Consider the following 15,943-nt stretch of genomic DNA (forward strand, 5'->3'; position numbering starts at 1 on the left):
GTGAGATGTGAGATATGAGATTTGGGTATCAAGTATGGAGTATCAAGTATCAAGACCTTGCAACCTGCAATACAAAGCTTTCAACTTTTTATACTATGACTTTGCTCTCCAAACTCCAGCCTCCAAACTTCAGACTCCCGACTTTAGAACTATAGACTTTTAACTAAATACTTACTACTTTTAACCCAGAGATGTTTTACCAAAGATTTACCTTCCGTTTAATTAGTCGCTTATTGTTTGTTAACATATTGGCGGTGTTATTGGTTTATCTTATTAGAAACACACAACTATGGTTTACCATTACCGGTGTTGGTTTGGTTTTATTGGGCAGTACCATTTCTCTTTATTTTTACATCAACCAGATTAGAAATGACATTAAACGATTTATTCTCGCAGTAAAAACTAGAGATCATACTTTAAATTTCAAAAACAAAATTACCAAAGGCAGTTTCCCAGAGCTCTATGAATCATTTAACGACATTATTCAAATTCATAAGGACATCCAATTAGAACAGGACGCTATTTTTCAGCTAATTAAAACTATTCTAGAGCAGGTTCCGGTTGGAGTAATTGTAGTTAAAAAAAGTAAAACTGTTAATGAAAAATCGGAGATCTCTTTCTTCAATATTGCCGCAAGTAACCTTTTAAATGTACCTGCTTACAGTTATTGGAACCGTTTTGAAGAACATTTACCAATTTTTGCTGCCGAGATAGAAAAGATCAATTCTGGTGGAAAACGTTTTTTGGAATTGAAGATCCAAGATAAGTTTATCCAACTTTCTATAGAAGTTATTCCGCTCAATCTTTATGGGGCTGATCACATCATTATTTCTTTCCAAAATATTAAGGATGAAATTGAGCAAAAAGAAACAGAAGCATGGAACCGCTTAATTGGGGTGATTTCTCATGAAATTTTAAATTCGATAACACCAATTAGCTCTTTATCAGACACGGTTAACCAGATGATCACTAACAAACTGACACTGAACCAAGAAGATTTGGAGGATTTAAAACCTGCGCTACAAACCATTAAACGACGTTCTGAAGGTCTTTTAGATTTTGTAAAAGATTACCGCTTGATTGCCGAATTACCAACTCCAAATGTTGAACAACACAGTGTTGGCGAAATTTTACAGCATGTAAAGGTGCTGATGCATCCAATGGTGAGTGCCAAACACATTAAATTACAAGTACTGCAAACTGCCTCTAAAATATCCCTACAAATTGATTTTAAGTTGGTAGAACAAGCGCTGATCAATTTAATTACCAATAGCATGTATGCATTAGAACATACAGAGCAACCTGTAATAGAAATCACCTACAGATTGGCACATAATAAGGTTTATGTAGATGTAATTGACAATGGAAAGGGGATTGAAACCGCCAATATTGAGAAAATCTTTGTGCCCTTTTATACTACCCGAAAAAATGGTTCAGGTATAGGCCTCACCATCACACGCAACATTATGAAAATGCATAGAGGCAGTTTAGAAGTCGATTCTATTCCGAATGAACGCACCACTTTCTCTTTGGTATTTAACTACGCTTAGTGTATCAATAGCAAGCCTTGTTTCGTGTGGGCACAAACCAAGTCTATTTCCTATTCCCTATTTACTATTCCCCATTTCCTACTCAGCTATTCAAATACTTACTCTTCTTAAAGTCAATTCCTTTTCTAATTAAAATGGCATGGTAAAAACTAGGAATATCATGCGTCCATTTAGGTAGAAACAGAATGATAAGCACTACATCCAATTGCGAGATTAAGCCCAAAATAATACAAGCTTTCATCATCCATCCACCATAAGCAAAACCCAATAGAGAAGTAAATGTTGCCAGCAAGGTTAGTCCCCACATTTTTGACACAAATGCGTGAGTACAGGCTTCCTTTCTAAACTTGACTAAACTAACCGCATTACACATCGCTTCCATTACCAATACTGCAATAACACCAATCCAGTTTTCTCTGATTAAATCTGGATAAATCAAGTAACAACTAAAAGCAATACTCAACCAAAATATCAAATCAGTCTGACTATCTAATCTTCTCATCTTTTCGGTATCAATTTTCATTTTTCTGGCAATAATGCCATCAAAAACATCAGAAAACAGCCCTAAAAACATCAGAACCAATACAATGTAAGCCGCTTCCTCTCCCATCAAAAAAGAAAGACCAATAATAGTTGGCGCTAATAAAAACCTGAAAAGAATTAACAGATAAGGAATACTCATAAAACGTGGGTATAATGAACAGATTTTTCAAGGTAATAAAAAAACCTTGATTCGTATTAACACGAACCAAAGTTGAAAGTTCATATTGACACGAAGCAAGGTTAAACTATTTCCTATTTCCTATTTACTCCCCAATTTAAATCACAGTGCCATTCGGTATAGTAGCTCCTTTTTTAACCACTACAATTCCATCTTTAACCACATATAATCCATAATCACCTTCAGTTAAGTGAGAACCGCCATTAATGCGCACATCGTTTCCAATACGACAATTTTTATCTACAATGGCATTATTGATGTAACAACGATCGCCAATCCCTAATAGAGGATGTCCGATACGTGTTTCTTCATTTATTTCTGGGAGGGTTTGGTAATGGTCGCTACCCATAATATACGAGTTTACAATCGTGGTTCCTCTTCCAATTCGAGAGCGAATTCCTAAAACTGCCCTTTCTACCCTACTTGCCTGAATGATACAGCCTTCGGCAATAATAGTTCGCTCTAAAGTTGTACCTGATATTTTAGAAGGGGGCAACATCCTTGCCCTGGTAAAAATAGTGTGTGCACTATCAAACATGTTAAACTGTGGCAACTCATCTGTTAAGCCCAAATTGGCTTCAAAGAAAGAAGAAATATTACCAATATCTGTCCAATAACCTTCATATTGATAGCTCAATACATGATTGGTTAATAAAGCACGTGGAATAATCTCTTTACCAAAATCCTTTTCTTCCGGATTTTCATTCAGCATTTTAATCAGCAAGTCGCGATTAAAAATATAAATCCCCATCGAGGCCAAGTAATTTCTTCCCGCACCTTTCATTTCATCACTTGTTTCAGAAGTCCAATCTGGCAATAAATCTGCCTTTGGTTTTTCGATAAAAGAAGTAATAAAGCTGTCTTCGTCTGTTTTTAAAATACCAAAATCGGTAGCATCTCTAGCACTTACCGGTATGGTTGCAATAGAAATTTCTGCGCCTTTTTCAATATGGGCCTTCAACATCTCTTTGAAATCCATTTGGTACAACTGATCACCAGATAGAATTAAAATATAGTCAAACTCATGGTTCACAATGTGGTGCATACACTGACGCACCGCATCTGCCGTACCCTGAAACCAGGTTGGATTATCTGGCGTTTGTTCTGCTGCCAAAATATCTACAAAAGCCTTAGAAAAATGGCTAAAATGATAGGTGTTTTTAATGTGCTTATTGAGTGATGCAGAATTAAATTGTGTTAAAACAAACATCCGATGTATGCCCGAATTCATACAATTTGAAATTGGAATATCAACTAAACGATACTTGCCACCTATTGGCACTGCTGGTTTAGAACGGGTTTGTGTAAGTGGAGACAATCTTGATCCCTGGCCACCGCCAAGAATTACACCCAATACTTTATCGGTCATATATATTTACTTTTACATTTGGTATAAATCTATGTACTGTTGCGCTGCTTTATCCCAAGAGTGATCCAAAGCCATGATAAACTTACGGATTTCTTTTACTTTTTTCTGGTCTAAAAACAACTCATAAGCTCTTCCAATGGCATGTCCTACGTCCCAAATACTGGTTTGATCGTGGCAAATACCAAAACCTCCATCACCAATATCTATAATGGTATCTTTTAATCCGCCTATGCGCCTTACAATAGGAATAGTTCCATAACGCAAAGCATACATTTGGTTCAAGCCGCAAGGTTCTACCCTCGATGGCATCAAAATAAAATCTGCTGCAGCATAAATTTGATGCGACAAAGCCTCATTATAACCGATATAGGCATTATAACTGCCCGGAAACTGATGTGTAAGCTCATTTAGCCTATCTTCAACATGTGGATCTCCAGATCCTAAAGCGATAATATTAATTTCGCCATCACTTTGTTGTAAGGCATTGTAAAAAATATCGGGCAATAAATCCGCTCCCTTTTCTCCAACCAAACGACCAATAAAAGTAAACAATGGCTTTTCTTTATCTAGGTTAAAGATGGCACAAATTGCATCCTTGTTTGCTTTTTTACCACTCTCTACAGTTCTTGCATTAAAGCCTTTGGTTAACATTGGGTCTTTTTGTGGGTTCCATACCTCTACATCAATTCCATTTAAAATACCAAAAGACTTGCCTCGCTCTTGCGCTAATAAATTTTCCAATCCGTTGGCATTGTAACTGATTTCTTCCAAATAGCTCGGAGATACCGTAGTTACCCGCCATGCACATTTAATGGCCGATGCCAGTGGATTGATACAATTGCCCCAATCTAATTTGCTCGAATTTCGAAGATCAAAAGCTGGCAGATAATATAGCTTGTCCCAGCCAAACTGACCTTGGTATTGTGCATTATGAATGGTGAGTACCGTTGGGATATGATTTAAATGTCTATAATTATGGCAATTGCCCAACATAAATGGAATTAAACCCGTATGGTGATCATGACAATGGATAACATTAGGCTGATGCTCCCATTGGGCAATCCAATCTAGTGCCGCAATCTGAAAGGCTAGGAAACGCTCTGTATCATCGTCATAGCCGTACACCTTCTCTCGGTCTAACAAACCTCCAATATGAACCAGATATAGATCAAAACCTAGTTCATTTGTTTTTTCTCTGAAAATTCTAACCTGAAAATTAGTATAGCCTAATCTTACCCAACCATCATACACCACTTCAAAATCATGCTGGTGCAAAAACTTGGTCTGGTAGGCTGGCATAACCACTTTAGCTACATGTCCGAGCTTATTTTGATATTTTGGTAAGGCACCAACAACATCGCCTAAGCCCCCAACTTTTGCAACCGGATAACATTCTGCACTAAAGTGTATAATTTCCATAATTAGGGCTTTGAAAAACTTACTCAAAATAGGCAATAGATTGAGTATTGCAAACATTTACAAAAAAATATTTTTTCAATAAAAGAACACGAGCAACTGCATTTTGTTTAAAGAAAATAAATTGCATGAAAAGAAAAAGCCAGGTGATTAAACCTAGCCTTTTACAACCAAACAAAAATAAATATGAATTTTACTAATAAACTGATGAATTAATATTCTTCTTGTTGAAGAATACTATAAAACTGATGAATGGGATTAAACTGTGGATGCAAAGAAACCACCTGACCAAATACCAATAAAGCAGGCGAAGTAATATTTTTTTCTACAATGAGTTCTTCTATCGTTTCTACCACACCAACTACCACATTTTCTTGAGTAGAAGAACCATTTTCTATAACAGCCACTGGTAAATCGGCCTTGCCCTCTGCTTTAAATATGGCGGTTATGGCAGCAATTTTTTCTACACCCATTAGTACTACTATGGTGGCGTTAGACTTTGCTGCTACATACAAGTCTGGCGAAATCTCTCCAGCAGCGTTGGTTCCGGTAACTACCCAAAAACTCTCGCTCAGCTTGCTGTACACCATAGGGATTTTCTGTAGGCCTGGTACACCCAAAGCACTTGAAATACCTGGGATAATTGTTGTAGGAATGCTATACGATTCTGCAATATCTATTTCTTCGTAACCACGGGCAAATACAAATGGATCGCCACTTTTTAAACGCACCACATGCCCATAATTTAACGCATAATCAATCATCAATTTGTTAACCAACTCTTGCGAAAATGTTTCATCATCAGAACGTTTACCTACATAGATCTTAATGGCATGATCTGGAGCAAAATTTAAAAGGGCTTCGTTTACCAAAGCATCGTATAAAACTACTGCTGCAGTTTTTAAGGCCTTAACGCCTTTTAAGGTCAATAAATCTGGATCTCCAGGACCTGCCCCTACCAAAGTTATTTGAGGTTCTACTGTTTGTTTTTCAATCTGGTTCAAAATCATCGCTTACTAATTATGAGGTCAACGACACAAATGTATATAATATCTATAGTATTAGTAGTATTTATTTTAAAATAATTTAATTATTCTTTTTAGCAATAGCCAAAATAAATAACAAACAACTATCAATCAATTAATTACAGATTAAACAGCAGCTCTAAACATCAGTGCGCCAATGGTTAAATTGCTCCGACTATCGATTAAAATGGCTGAACCATTGGCCCTATTTTCTTTATAAAGGTCGAATGCTAAAACATCTGCAGTTTTTAAAACTACCCTACCAATGTCGTTGAGCTTAAACTCAGTTGCACCATGTTTTTCTAAAGTATTGATATCTACTTTGTAAATCACTTCGTCAATTTTACAGCGGGTAGTTGTGCTGTTGTGCTGAATAAGGTAGGTTAATGAAGTATCTAAAGCCCGAGCGTCCATCCAACATAAATCTGCTTCAATTAATTTGGTTTCATTGGGCAGGGCCAACGAATTGACCAAAGTATCGCCACGGCTAATGTCGATATTGTCTTTTAAGTGAATGGTAACAGACTGTCCGACCAATGCTTCATTCAATTCCTGATCAAAAAACTCAATTTTGCTAATGGTAGAACTACTTCCTGATGGTAAAATAGTAACCGCATCATTTACTTTAAAATTACCGCTCAATACTCTTCCTGCATAACCTCTATAATCGTGAAGCTGGTCTGTTTGTGGCCTGATTACCCATTGTACTGGCATTCTAGCTAATGAGGTTTGATCTTGTAGATCGGTATCTACCTGCTCCAGAAAATGCAGTAGGCTTTCGCCTTCATACCAGTCCATCTGCTCAGATTTTTGCACAATATTGTCACCTTTTAAAGCACTCACAGGAATATAGCTTACCTCTTTTAAATCCAATTGCTGGGCCAAAGCCTTATACTTTTCAATAATGGCTTCGAAAACTGTTTCGCTATAGGCTACCATATCCATTTTATTAACACAAACCACAATGTGTTTGATCCCTAATAAGGAAACTAAATACGAATGGCGAATGGTTTGCTCTACCACTCCATTTCTGGCATCGATTAAAATAATGGCCAAATTTGCAGTAGACGCTCCTGTAACCATATTTCTGGTATATTGGATATGCCCGGGGGTATCGGCAATGATAAATTTTCGTTTCGCTGTCTGAAAGTATTTATAGGCTACATCTATGGTAATACCCTGCTCTCGTTCTGCTCTTAAACCATCTGTTAAAATGGCCAGATCTATGGTTCCATCGTCATTTTTTCTATTGGCATGTTGCAAAGCTTCTAGCTGATCTGCCAAAATCGAGTCTGTATCGTATAACAAGCGACCAATGAGTGTACTTTTACCATCATCTACACTGCCCGCTGTAAAGAATTTTAATATGTTCATTTTGTTAGTATTAAGATAAAAGTATCAAGTATCAAGACTTGGATCTGTCTTTATACTTGATACTAACTACTTGGTACTTCTTAAAAGTACCCTCCTTTTTTCCTGTCTTCCATCGCTGCTTCAGATACTTTATCGTCCATACGTGCTCCACGTTCTGAAATTTTCGATTCACTGATTTCCTGAATAATATCGTCAATCAGGTCTGCATCAGATTCTACTGCAGCTGTACAAGACATATCACCCACTGTTCTAAAACGCACTTTTTTACGCACTACAACGTCTTCTTCATCCATATTTAAGAATGGCGAAGCTGCCATTAACTGGCCATTTCTGGTAATACAATCACGCTGATGTGCAAAATAGATACTTGGCAAAGCAATATTTTCTCTACGGATGTAATTCCAAACATCTAATTCTGTCCAGTTACTGATCGGAAACACCCTCACATTTTCGCCTTTATGAATCTTTCCATTGTAAATATTCCATAATTCTGGGCGTTGTCTTTTTGGGTCCCACTGACCAAATTCGTCCCTAACCGAAAATATACGTTCTTTGGCTCGGGCTTTTTCTTCATCCCGCCTTGCACCACCAATACAAGCATCAAAACCATTGGCTAAAATGGTATCCAAAAGTGTAACGGTTTGCAGCGCATTTCTACTCGCATTTTTACCAGTCTGCTCCACCACCTTTCCCTCGTCAATAGATTGTTGTACAGAACCAATAATTAGCTTCTCGCCAATTCTTTCTACCATCTGGTCGCGGTATTGGATCGTTTCTTCGAAATTATGACCAGTATCAATATGTACCAGTGGAAAAGGAAATTTACCTGGTCTAAATGCCTTTTCGGCCAACCTTACCAAGGTAATTGAATCTTTACCACCAGAAAAAAGCAATGCCGGTTTTTCAAATTGCCCCGCCACCTCACGTAAAATGTGGATCGCCTCGGCCTCTAATTCGTCTAAATAATTTAAATTGTATGCACTCATTTAAAGTAGTTGTTATTTGTTTGAAGGTTAAGTTTTAACACTTTAACCTTTTACTACAGTAGCGTGTAAGCCACATTCTTTTTTACTTTGGTCTTCCCACCACCATCTTCCTGCCCTAAAATCTTCGCCGGGCTGTACGGCTCTGGTACAGGGTGCACAACCAATGCTCGGAAAGCCTTTATCGTGTAGGGTATTGTAAACGATATTGTTGGTAGCAATGTACTGCCTTACTTCTTCCAAACTCCAGTTAAACAGGGGATGGAATTTGATCAACTGATTCCCTTCATCCCACTCCAAATCATACATCCCCTCCCGGTTAATACTTTGTTCTGCTCTAATTCCTGTAATCCAAATCTCATTACCTGCCAATGCTCTTTTTAAAGGCTCTATCTTACGGATGTGACAACATTCCTTTCTATTGTCTACAGATTCGTAAAAGCTATTTGGCCCTTTTGTATTCACCAGCTCCTGAACCAAATCTGTTTGTGGATAATAAGCATGAATGGGCTGTTGATAGCTCTCTAAAGTTCTGTTCCATACATAATAAGTTTCTGGAAATAACCTTCCGGTTTCTAGCGTAAACACCTTAATTGGAATCTGATTGGCAAAAATGAGGTCTGTAACCACCTGATCTTCTATACCAAAACTCGTACTAAAAACAACCTTATTTTGATATTTTCGAGCTAAAAACCAAAGCTTGTCAACAATGTCTAATCCTTTTAATTCCCCTGCTATGTTTTCCAAAACACTCATCCCTATATCAATTTTAAAATAAACAAAACCACGCTCCTTAAGCTCACCACCATTACAATAATGCCCACAGCTACCATAATGGTTTTGGCCGAAATTTTATTAGATACCCTTGCTGCAATAGGCGCCGCCAAAGCACTGCCGATGATCAACCCAAGTACGGCTTCCCAATATCGGCCACCCAACATGGTAAAAAAAGTTAGCGAGCTTAAAGTGGCAATGAAAAAGCGACTAATTTTAACTGTACCTAACGAAAATAAAGGATGCCTACCCCCAGCAATTAAACTAGACAGTACAATAGAGCCCCAGCCCCCACCAAAAGCGGCATCGATAAAGCCTCCAAAAAAGCCCAATATTCCAATTCTTTTAATTTTTTGACCATTTCTTTTTCTTTTGATGTTAAAGGCTTTCATTAAAATAACAGCACCTAATATTAGCGTATAAATAGCCACTAATGGTTTGGTATATTGACTATAATGCTCTAATGACGACAATAGGTAAGCCCCAATAATTGCCCCAACTACTGCCGGAATAATCAATAACTTAAAGAGTTTCCAGTTCACATTTCCCATTCGGTAATGCATCCAGCCTGCGATACCATTGCTTAAAACTTCCGAAATATGGATGGCCATGCTGGCCGATGCTGGAGGTAAGCCCATAGCTAAAGAAAACGAGGCAGAGGTTACGCCATACGACATGCCAATTGCACCATCTACCATTGCAAACACAAAACCTGCCCCTAAAAACCAGTAAAACAAAGGATCGATATGGATGAGGAACGATTGAAACGCGGGCTCGGTATTCCATAGGGTTAAACCTACTGAAGCAATAAAAAGTACGGTAGACAGCCAGATCAACCATTGGATATTTGTCTCTACAAAACTCTTTTTAGGGCTAACTAAACTAGCTGTAACCTGATTTAGTTTTTTTACCTTCTGTGCAAAATCGCCATTTAGCGATTGTCGCAAAACATTCAATTGTTGTAAAGAAGTATCCAATTCTGCAGGCAAACCTTCATTTAAAATCTCCTTTAAACGTTTGGCCATTGTTGGCGATTTACCATTGGTAGAAATGGCAATCTTTAAATCGCCCTTTTTTACAATAGAACCTAAGTAAAAATCACATAGGTCTGGTTGGTCTGCTACATTAACCAACAAACTCCTGGCATGTGCTGCTGTTCTTATCTTTTCATTTAAAGTAGCATTGTTTGTGGCTACAAAAACAATGTCAATATCATCAAGGTCATCCGTTTCAAAACTTTTTTGTTCAAGTTTTAAATGAGGGTATTTATGCTTTAATTGCTCCACTTCTGGAGCTATATTTTCTGCAATTACAGTAATAGCTGCCAATTGACTATTATTGACAATGGCATTTAACTTTTCGAACCCAACATAACCTGCACCAATTACCAATGTACGCAACTGGTTCAGTTTAATAAAAACTGGAAACAGTTGGTTCCCTTTGCCAGTATCAGCCAAAGGTTGCTCATTATATTGGAGATTAGGCAATGGAAGCATATTGTTTAACCAATGTTTTAAATGATGGATGAAGGGATACCACCTCGCCAAAAACCAATAGTGCTGGTGCTTCTATTTTTTCTTTTTTAACCATAGCTAAAATGGTGGCAACTTTACCGACTACCAATTTCTCGCTGGTAGAAGAGCCATTTTGTACAACCGCAGCAGGCAATTGATCTTTTCCGGCAGTTTTAAAAATCTCTACAATTTGCGCTAACTTATTTAAGCCCATTAAAACGATAACCGTTGCACTAGATTGACTGGCTTGGTAAATATCTTGCGAGATTTCTCCATTTGAAGTAGTTCCGGTAATTACCCAAAAACTTTCGCTCAAGCCACGATGCGTAACTGGAATTTGCTGTAAACCAGGTACACCAATTGAACTTGAAATACCGGGGATTACACTAACAGGAATACTGTAAGAATCTGCATAAGCCAACTCTTCATAGCCCCTACCAAAAACAAAAGGATCGCCACCTTTTAAACGCACTACATGCCCATAGTTTAAAGCATAATCAACCATTAATTTATTGATGGCTGTTTGCTCATACGAATGTTCACCAGAGCGTTTACCCACATAAACCTTAATGGCATTAACTGGTGCATGGATCAACAAGGCTTCATTTACCAACGCATCATAGAGTACTACATCGGCAGTTTTTAATGCATTTACACCTTTTAGTGTCAACAAATCTGGATCTCCGGGCCCTGCACCCAAAAGGGTTATTTTTGGTTCGCGATTGATATTTTGTATTAAACTCATGCTATTTCTACTGCCCTAAAGGCTTTAATTTGATTTAAAAATTGGGTTGCTTCTCCAAAGTATTGTACGGCAAAGAGCGTGGATGGCTCGTTTTTATTAATCTGCAAAACGAGCTCAGAAAAAGTTGTTCCGAAATTAAATTCGCCTGTTGTCACAAAGTGATTATCGAACTCTTTAATTACACCTGCCTGTGTACTGCTGTTGATGTTTTTATCTAAGAGTAATGATTTGGCAGCATTTACAAAAACACTATATGCATGATAAATGGCATCAGCGTATGCTTTATTTTTCAAGGCTTCGGCAGCCCAAGTCAATTTATCTTCGGCTTCTAACAACAAAGTGGCCACCAGATCAATCACTACTCCGGCACATTCTCCAACACCAATTGCTGTTTCGAAAGTTTCTTCGTGCCCCCAATCCACAAACTCAGTTGTTTTCAGATTGGTTAAATCGGCTAATGGTTTTAACAATTGGTAAAAATGATCTTTACCCTGTCTATCATAATAAGTATGGAAGTTTTCTGCTGCTTGTTGGTTGGCCTTAAAATCATTTAACAACAAATGCAGAACCTGGGTTGCCCTTTTGGTAGGCACTTTAATTACACGCTCTGCCACTCTGCCTACTCCATTCCCAACTGTTCCACCGCCCAACATTACTTGTACGGCTGGTACCACTTTGCCATCTGCTTTTACCGAACTACCGTGAAAACCAATTTCGGCCAAACTATGTTGTCCGCACGAGTTCATGCAACCACTGATCTTGATCTTGATATTTTTCTCGTAAATAAATTCAGGGAAATCTTCATAAACCACTTCTTCCAGCACTTCTGCCAAAGTCATGCTATTGGCAATACCCAAGTTACAAGTATCCGTACCCGGACAGGTGGTAATATCTGCCAGGCTATCAAAACCGGCATTGGCTAATCCGATGGCACTTAGCGCTTGGTACAAAGAGGGCAAGGCATTTTCGGCTACAAATTTTAACAATAAGCCCTGATTTTGAGTAATCCGAATTTCGTCGGCCACATAAGGTGCTATGGCCTTTACCAATGCTCTGGCCTGATCTGTTTTGATATCGCCAACCTGTACTTTTACATACACCCCATAAAAACCTTTTTGTTTTTGCGCTATGGTATTGGTAGCCAACCAATGTTTGTAATGAGTTTCATTGCTTGGTGTTACTGGCAAATAAGCCAACTGAGGTGGTAAAGCAGGTTGTGGAACTGTGTTCAGGTCAATCTTGAAAGTCTGCACCTTATTGGCCGTTCTTTCTTCATCAATCAACCTTAAAACCTCATCTAGCCCAAGTTTCTGCACCAAATATTTTAAGCGGGCTTTATTTCTATTGTTGCGTTCGCCATAACGGTCAAAAACCCTCAATACCGATTCTGTAAATGGAATCAATTGGTTTTCTGGTAAAAATTCGTGTACTGCAGTAGCCAAAAAAGGCTGCGCCCCTAATCCCCCAGCAAATAAAACCTTAAAACCACGCTCGCCATTGTTATTTAATTTGGGGATAAAGCCCAAATCATGTATATAGCTATACGCCGTATCCTTATCGCTAGACGAAAAGGAAATTTTGATCTTCCTTCCCATTTCCTGACAGATTGGATTACGTAAAAAGTAAGCAAAAACTGCTTGTGCATACGGAGAAACATCAAAGGGTTCTTCTGGATCTATGCCTGCATTTGGCGATGAGGTAACATTCCGAACGGTATTACCGCAAGCCTCTCTTAAGGTAATGTCATCCAATTCTAGCTTGGCCCAAAGTTCTGGTGTGCGGTCTAAGCTTACATAGTGGATCTGGATATCCTGACGGGTGGTTAAATGAAGGTTTCCACTTGCATACTCATCAGCAATATCGGCAATGCGCAATAATTGTTTAAAAGTAACTTTACCAAAAGGTAGTTTAATACGGATCATTTGTACACCGGGCTGTCTTTGCCCATACACTCCACGGGCCAAGCGCAAACTCCTAAAGCGCTCTTCATGTATCTTTCCTGAACGAAAATCATTGATCTTTTTTTCCAAATCAATGATATCTTTTGCTACAATAGGATTTTCTAACTCGGTTCTGAAACTCTGCATTTGGTCTGTTTTTTATAGGCGATATTTTCATCTTTAACAAAAGCCGCCTCATAAAGGCAGACTATATATCAAAATGAAGTAGCAAATATATAAAATCCATAGAAATAGTAGTATTTATTTTGAAAACAAATTTAAATCCTATTTAAAAAGCTTAAAATAAGGGATTTACTACAATAATGAGGCAGCAGTTTTTTCGCTTTCGATGATGTGAGCGATACTGGTTTCGCTTAAAATCTGTAAACTGGCATCCCTAACTTTAATAAAAGCTTTACGAATACCACAGGTAACCTCGTCATGGCACTCTTCACATTTGTGGTAAAATTTGATGCTGGCACAAGGTAGCATGGCGATAGGTCCATCAGTAATCCTTAAGATATCTACCAAATAAATATCCTCTGGGTTTTTGTTCAGACTGTAACCTCCTCCTGCACCTTTTTTACTGTATAAGTATCCTGCATTGCGCAGGTCGAGCAAAATCTGTTCAAGAAATTTTTTGGGAATATGTTCTTCTTCCGCAATACGGGCAATCTGCATGGGTGGCTGTGTTAGGTTTCTTCCTAAAACCACTAGTGCTTTTATAGCATATTTTGTTTTCTTAGATAACATATACCAACAAAGCTAATAAAAGATTTATGAAATACAGAAGCTTAACGTGGAGTTAAAGCTCAAATTATTTTTCGCTCCAATAAGTATCTATAATATTACATTATTTAATTAATTTGCTTATATTTAAGTATAAGAAACATCTCAATGCGTATATTCTACATATTTATAACCGTTTTAAGCTTATGTTCTATCAGTTTAATGGGTTATGCACAAACTGGTTGTGTAATTGTATACGGTCCAGGATCGGCTGGTACTGTAGTTTACACATCTAGCAAAGGCACATCCAGTACTTGTAATGGACAAACAGTTGAAAACTTTAATACTTCGCCCTCTGTAAACTTGGCCTCTGGCTGTCAATGGAGCCCCTACCCTGCTACTGCCCCTGCAACTTTAAGAAACTGTATTGTTAATGGTTCTTGTGGAGTTAAAGATAACTACACCCAACAATGTCCTATTGATGATTATGCTTGGATTTTACTGGTTATTGCAGGTGGTTTTGGCCTTTATACCATTCGGCATCAGTTTTTAAAATTGCCAATTGGCATTGCTTCTTAATTATTTAATCTTTTCGTACTGCAGCACATAATTACGGTACACTCTGCTTAAAGAGAAAGTACGTTCTAAGGCAATCAATATAATTAGTGGAACAAAAATCAAGTTCACTAAATCTAACTGATAAAAAACATAAGCCACTAAAAGCATCAATCTTAAACATTCTAAATAGTAGATCCATTTTCTTTGCTCTAACAATGCCCCACAATTGATGAGGGTAAGCAACACGAATGAAAGCACAAAAAGTTTGTCGACGATTTGAAATGAATTAAAAAAAGCTGTAGTAAAGGTTAAAATTGCCACACAGACTACCAATTGTATATTGAGGTATTTTTTAAATTTAAACCGATAAACATCTTCAGATTTATGCTGTAAAAATCGTTTCTCTAAAATGGGCCTAATGTCTTGATCTAATAAAGCTGGGCTACCAAAAACTACTTTCCACTTATTCTTTAAGCCCTTTTCTCTTTTAAAAGCTTCGGCCAGTTCAAAATAGTAATGAAAATGCTGCCATAAAAAACTATAACTTTTTATAGGGTGGGTTAAGCCATATTTGGGGGCCTCTTCTTCTTTTTGAAAAGTGCCGAACACTTTGTCCCAAAAAACAAATACATCTCCATAGTTTTTATCTAGGTATTTTTCATCGCTGGCATGGTGCACCCCATGCAAAGAAGGCGTAATTAGCACATGCTCTAACCAACCCAGTTTACCAATCATTTGTGTATGGGTAAAAAAAGAATAGGCCCCATGCACCGTCAAAATTACCACCACCATTATTGGATGAAAACCGATAAACGGCAAAATACACCAGAAAACATTTCTGATCAGTGCCTGAAAAGTGGTAATCCGTGCCGACACGCTAAGGTTAAACTCTTCACTTTGGTGGTGCACAATATGGGCTGCCCATAAAAAATTAACCTGATGCCCCAATCGGTGGTACCAATACCAAACCAAATCTGTAGCCAAAATTAACAGCACCCAAACCCACCAGGTATTAGGGATATTGAAAATGGCATATTTTAGGTAGATGTAGTTAAACAAATCGTAAAAACTAGCTGCAATAAACAAGTTTAACAAGCGCTCTGCAATACCAATACTTACATTTGACACTGAACTCTCGTACTTAAAGAGATGGGTCTTTTTTAAATGGACTGCTAATGCATATTCCAAATACAAGAACAAAAAAAAAGCAGGTATGGCAAAAGCCAGGTAATTGATCTGCTGCAT

General features: G+C 37.8%; 14 protein-coding genes. 2 read left to right on the forward strand and 12 right to left on the reverse strand.

Features of this window, described 5'->3' with window-relative positions; all coding sequences use genetic code 11:
* Positions 1-191: 191 nt before the first annotated feature.
* On the forward strand, positions 192-1,550 hold the full coding sequence (locus AQF98_RS04775) for a PAS domain-containing sensor histidine kinase (protein WP_055130788.1): 1,359 nt from the start codon (positions 192-194) through the stop codon (positions 1,548-1,550).
* 82 nt (positions 1,551-1,632) lie between these two features.
* On the opposite strand, the gene AQF98_RS04780 is transcribed toward AQF98_RS04775, so the two are convergent.
* From AQF98_RS04780 to AQF98_RS04830, 11 genes are all read right to left on the reverse strand, one after another.
* Complete coding sequence (locus AQF98_RS04780) at positions 1,633-2,232, reverse strand: CDP-alcohol phosphatidyltransferase family protein (protein ID WP_055130789.1); 600 nt, start codon at positions 2,230-2,232, stop codon at positions 1,633-1,635.
* Positions 2,233-2,368: 136 nt separating this feature from the next.
* Entirely contained in the window at positions 2,369-3,640 is a 1,272-nt protein-coding gene (locus AQF98_RS04785; protein ID WP_055130790.1) for a glucose-1-phosphate adenylyltransferase, read from the reverse strand.
* A gap of 12 nt (positions 3,641-3,652) precedes the next feature.
* Positions 3,653-5,059, reverse strand: a complete 1,407-nt coding sequence (locus AQF98_RS04790; protein WP_055131074.1) for a glycogen synthase — start codon at positions 5,057-5,059, stop codon at positions 3,653-3,655.
* Between the two features lie 209 nt (positions 5,060-5,268).
* On the reverse strand, positions 5,269-6,066 hold the full coding sequence (cobA, locus tag AQF98_RS04795; RefSeq protein WP_055130791.1) for a uroporphyrinogen-III C-methyltransferase: 798 nt from the start codon (positions 6,064-6,066) through the stop codon (positions 5,269-5,271).
* 141 nt (positions 6,067-6,207) lie between these two features.
* A complete protein-coding gene (locus tag AQF98_RS04800; protein ID WP_055130792.1) occupies positions 6,208-7,455 on the reverse strand; it encodes a sulfate adenylyltransferase subunit 1 in 1,248 nt (415 codons plus the stop codon).
* 80 nt (positions 7,456-7,535) lie between these two features.
* A complete protein-coding gene (cysD, locus tag AQF98_RS04805) occupies positions 7,536-8,441 on the reverse strand; it encodes a sulfate adenylyltransferase subunit CysD (RefSeq protein ID WP_055130793.1) in 906 nt (301 codons plus the stop codon).
* Positions 8,442-8,483: 42 nt separating this feature from the next.
* On the reverse strand, positions 8,484-9,194 hold the full coding sequence (locus tag AQF98_RS04810; RefSeq protein WP_055130794.1) for a phosphoadenylyl-sulfate reductase: 711 nt from the start codon (positions 9,192-9,194) through the stop codon (positions 8,484-8,486).
* Positions 9,195-9,196: 2 nt separating this feature from the next.
* Positions 9,197-10,708 carry a TSUP family transporter gene (locus AQF98_RS04815; protein ID WP_055130795.1) on the reverse strand — a complete coding sequence of 504 codons (1,512 nt, stop codon included), beginning with the start codon at positions 10,706-10,708 and terminating at the stop codon, positions 9,197-9,199.
* Positions 10,692-11,471 carry a uroporphyrinogen-III C-methyltransferase gene (cobA, locus tag AQF98_RS04820; protein ID WP_055130796.1) on the reverse strand — a complete coding sequence of 260 codons (780 nt, stop codon included), beginning with the start codon at positions 11,469-11,471 and terminating at the stop codon, positions 10,692-10,694. Before cobA (AQF98_RS04820) ends, AQF98_RS04815 begins: the two co-directional genes overlap by 17 nt.
* Positions 11,468-13,558, reverse strand: coding sequence for a HEPN domain-containing protein (locus tag AQF98_RS04825; RefSeq protein WP_055130797.1), 2,091 nt, complete (start codon positions 13,556-13,558; stop codon positions 11,468-11,470). Before AQF98_RS04825 ends, cobA (AQF98_RS04820) begins: the two co-directional genes overlap by 4 nt.
* Positions 13,559-13,726: 168 nt before the next feature.
* On the reverse strand, positions 13,727-14,164 hold the full coding sequence (locus AQF98_RS04830) for an Rrf2 family transcriptional regulator (protein WP_055130798.1): 438 nt from the start codon (positions 14,162-14,164) through the stop codon (positions 13,727-13,729).
* A gap of 144 nt (positions 14,165-14,308) precedes the next feature.
* On the opposite strand from AQF98_RS04830, the gene AQF98_RS04835 reads away from it, so the two are divergent.
* Positions 14,309-14,719, forward strand: coding sequence for a hypothetical protein (locus AQF98_RS04835; protein WP_152969635.1), 411 nt, complete (start codon positions 14,309-14,311; stop codon positions 14,717-14,719).
* On the opposite strand, the gene AQF98_RS04840 is transcribed toward AQF98_RS04835, so the two are convergent.
* Positions 14,720-15,943, reverse strand: coding sequence for a sterol desaturase family protein (locus AQF98_RS04840; protein ID WP_055130800.1), 1,224 nt, complete (start codon positions 15,941-15,943; stop codon positions 14,720-14,722).

It is taken from the genome of Pedobacter sp. Hv1 (genome assembly GCF_001412215.1).
In the GTDB taxonomy this organism is placed as follows: Bacteria; Bacteroidota; Bacteroidia; order Sphingobacteriales; family Sphingobacteriaceae; genus Pedobacter.

What these genes read in the sequence shown, in the direction of transcription:
- AQF98_RS04775 (WP_055130788.1), top strand. Translation starts at nt 192, where the DNA reads ATGTTTTACCAAAGATTTACCTTCCGTTTAATTAGTCGCTTATTGTTT.
- AQF98_RS04780 (WP_055130789.1), bottom strand. Translation starts at nt 2,232, where the DNA reads ATGAGTATTCCTTATCTGTTAATTCTTTTCAGGTTTTTATTAGCGCCA.
- AQF98_RS04785 (WP_055130790.1), bottom strand. Translation starts at nt 3,640, where the DNA reads ATGACCGATAAAGTATTGGGTGTAATTCTTGGCGGTGGCCAGGGATCA.
- AQF98_RS04790 (WP_055131074.1), bottom strand. Translation starts at nt 5,059, where the DNA reads ATGGAAATTATACACTTTAGTGCAGAATGTTATCCGGTTGCAAAAGTT.
- cobA (WP_055130791.1), bottom strand. Translation starts at nt 6,066, where the DNA reads ATGATTTTGAACCAGATTGAAAAACAAACAGTAGAACCTCAAATAACT.
- AQF98_RS04800 (WP_055130792.1), bottom strand. Translation starts at nt 7,455, where the DNA reads ATGAACATATTAAAATTCTTTACAGCGGGCAGTGTAGATGATGGTAAA.
- cysD (WP_055130793.1), bottom strand. Translation starts at nt 8,441, where the DNA reads ATGAGTGCATACAATTTAAATTATTTAGACGAATTAGAGGCCGAGGCG.
- AQF98_RS04810 (WP_055130794.1), bottom strand. Translation starts at nt 9,194, where the DNA reads ATGAGTGTTTTGGAAAACATAGCAGGGGAATTAAAAGGATTAGACATT.
- AQF98_RS04815 (WP_055130795.1), bottom strand. Translation starts at nt 10,708, where the DNA reads ATGCTTCCATTGCCTAATCTCCAATATAATGAGCAACCTTTGGCTGAT.
- cobA (WP_055130796.1), bottom strand. Translation starts at nt 11,471, where the DNA reads ATGAGTTTAATACAAAATATCAATCGCGAACCAAAAATAACCCTTTTG.
- AQF98_RS04825 (WP_055130797.1), bottom strand. Translation starts at nt 13,558, where the DNA reads ATGCAGAGTTTCAGAACCGAGTTAGAAAATCCTATTGTAGCAAAAGAT.
- AQF98_RS04830 (WP_055130798.1), bottom strand. Translation starts at nt 14,164, where the DNA reads ATGTTATCTAAGAAAACAAAATATGCTATAAAAGCACTAGTGGTTTTA.
- AQF98_RS04835 (WP_152969635.1), top strand. Translation starts at nt 14,309, where the DNA reads ATGCGTATATTCTACATATTTATAACCGTTTTAAGCTTATGTTCTATC.
- AQF98_RS04840 (WP_055130800.1), bottom strand. Translation starts at nt 15,943, where the DNA reads ATGCAGCAGATCAATTACCTGGCTTTTGCCATACCTGCTTTTTTTTTG.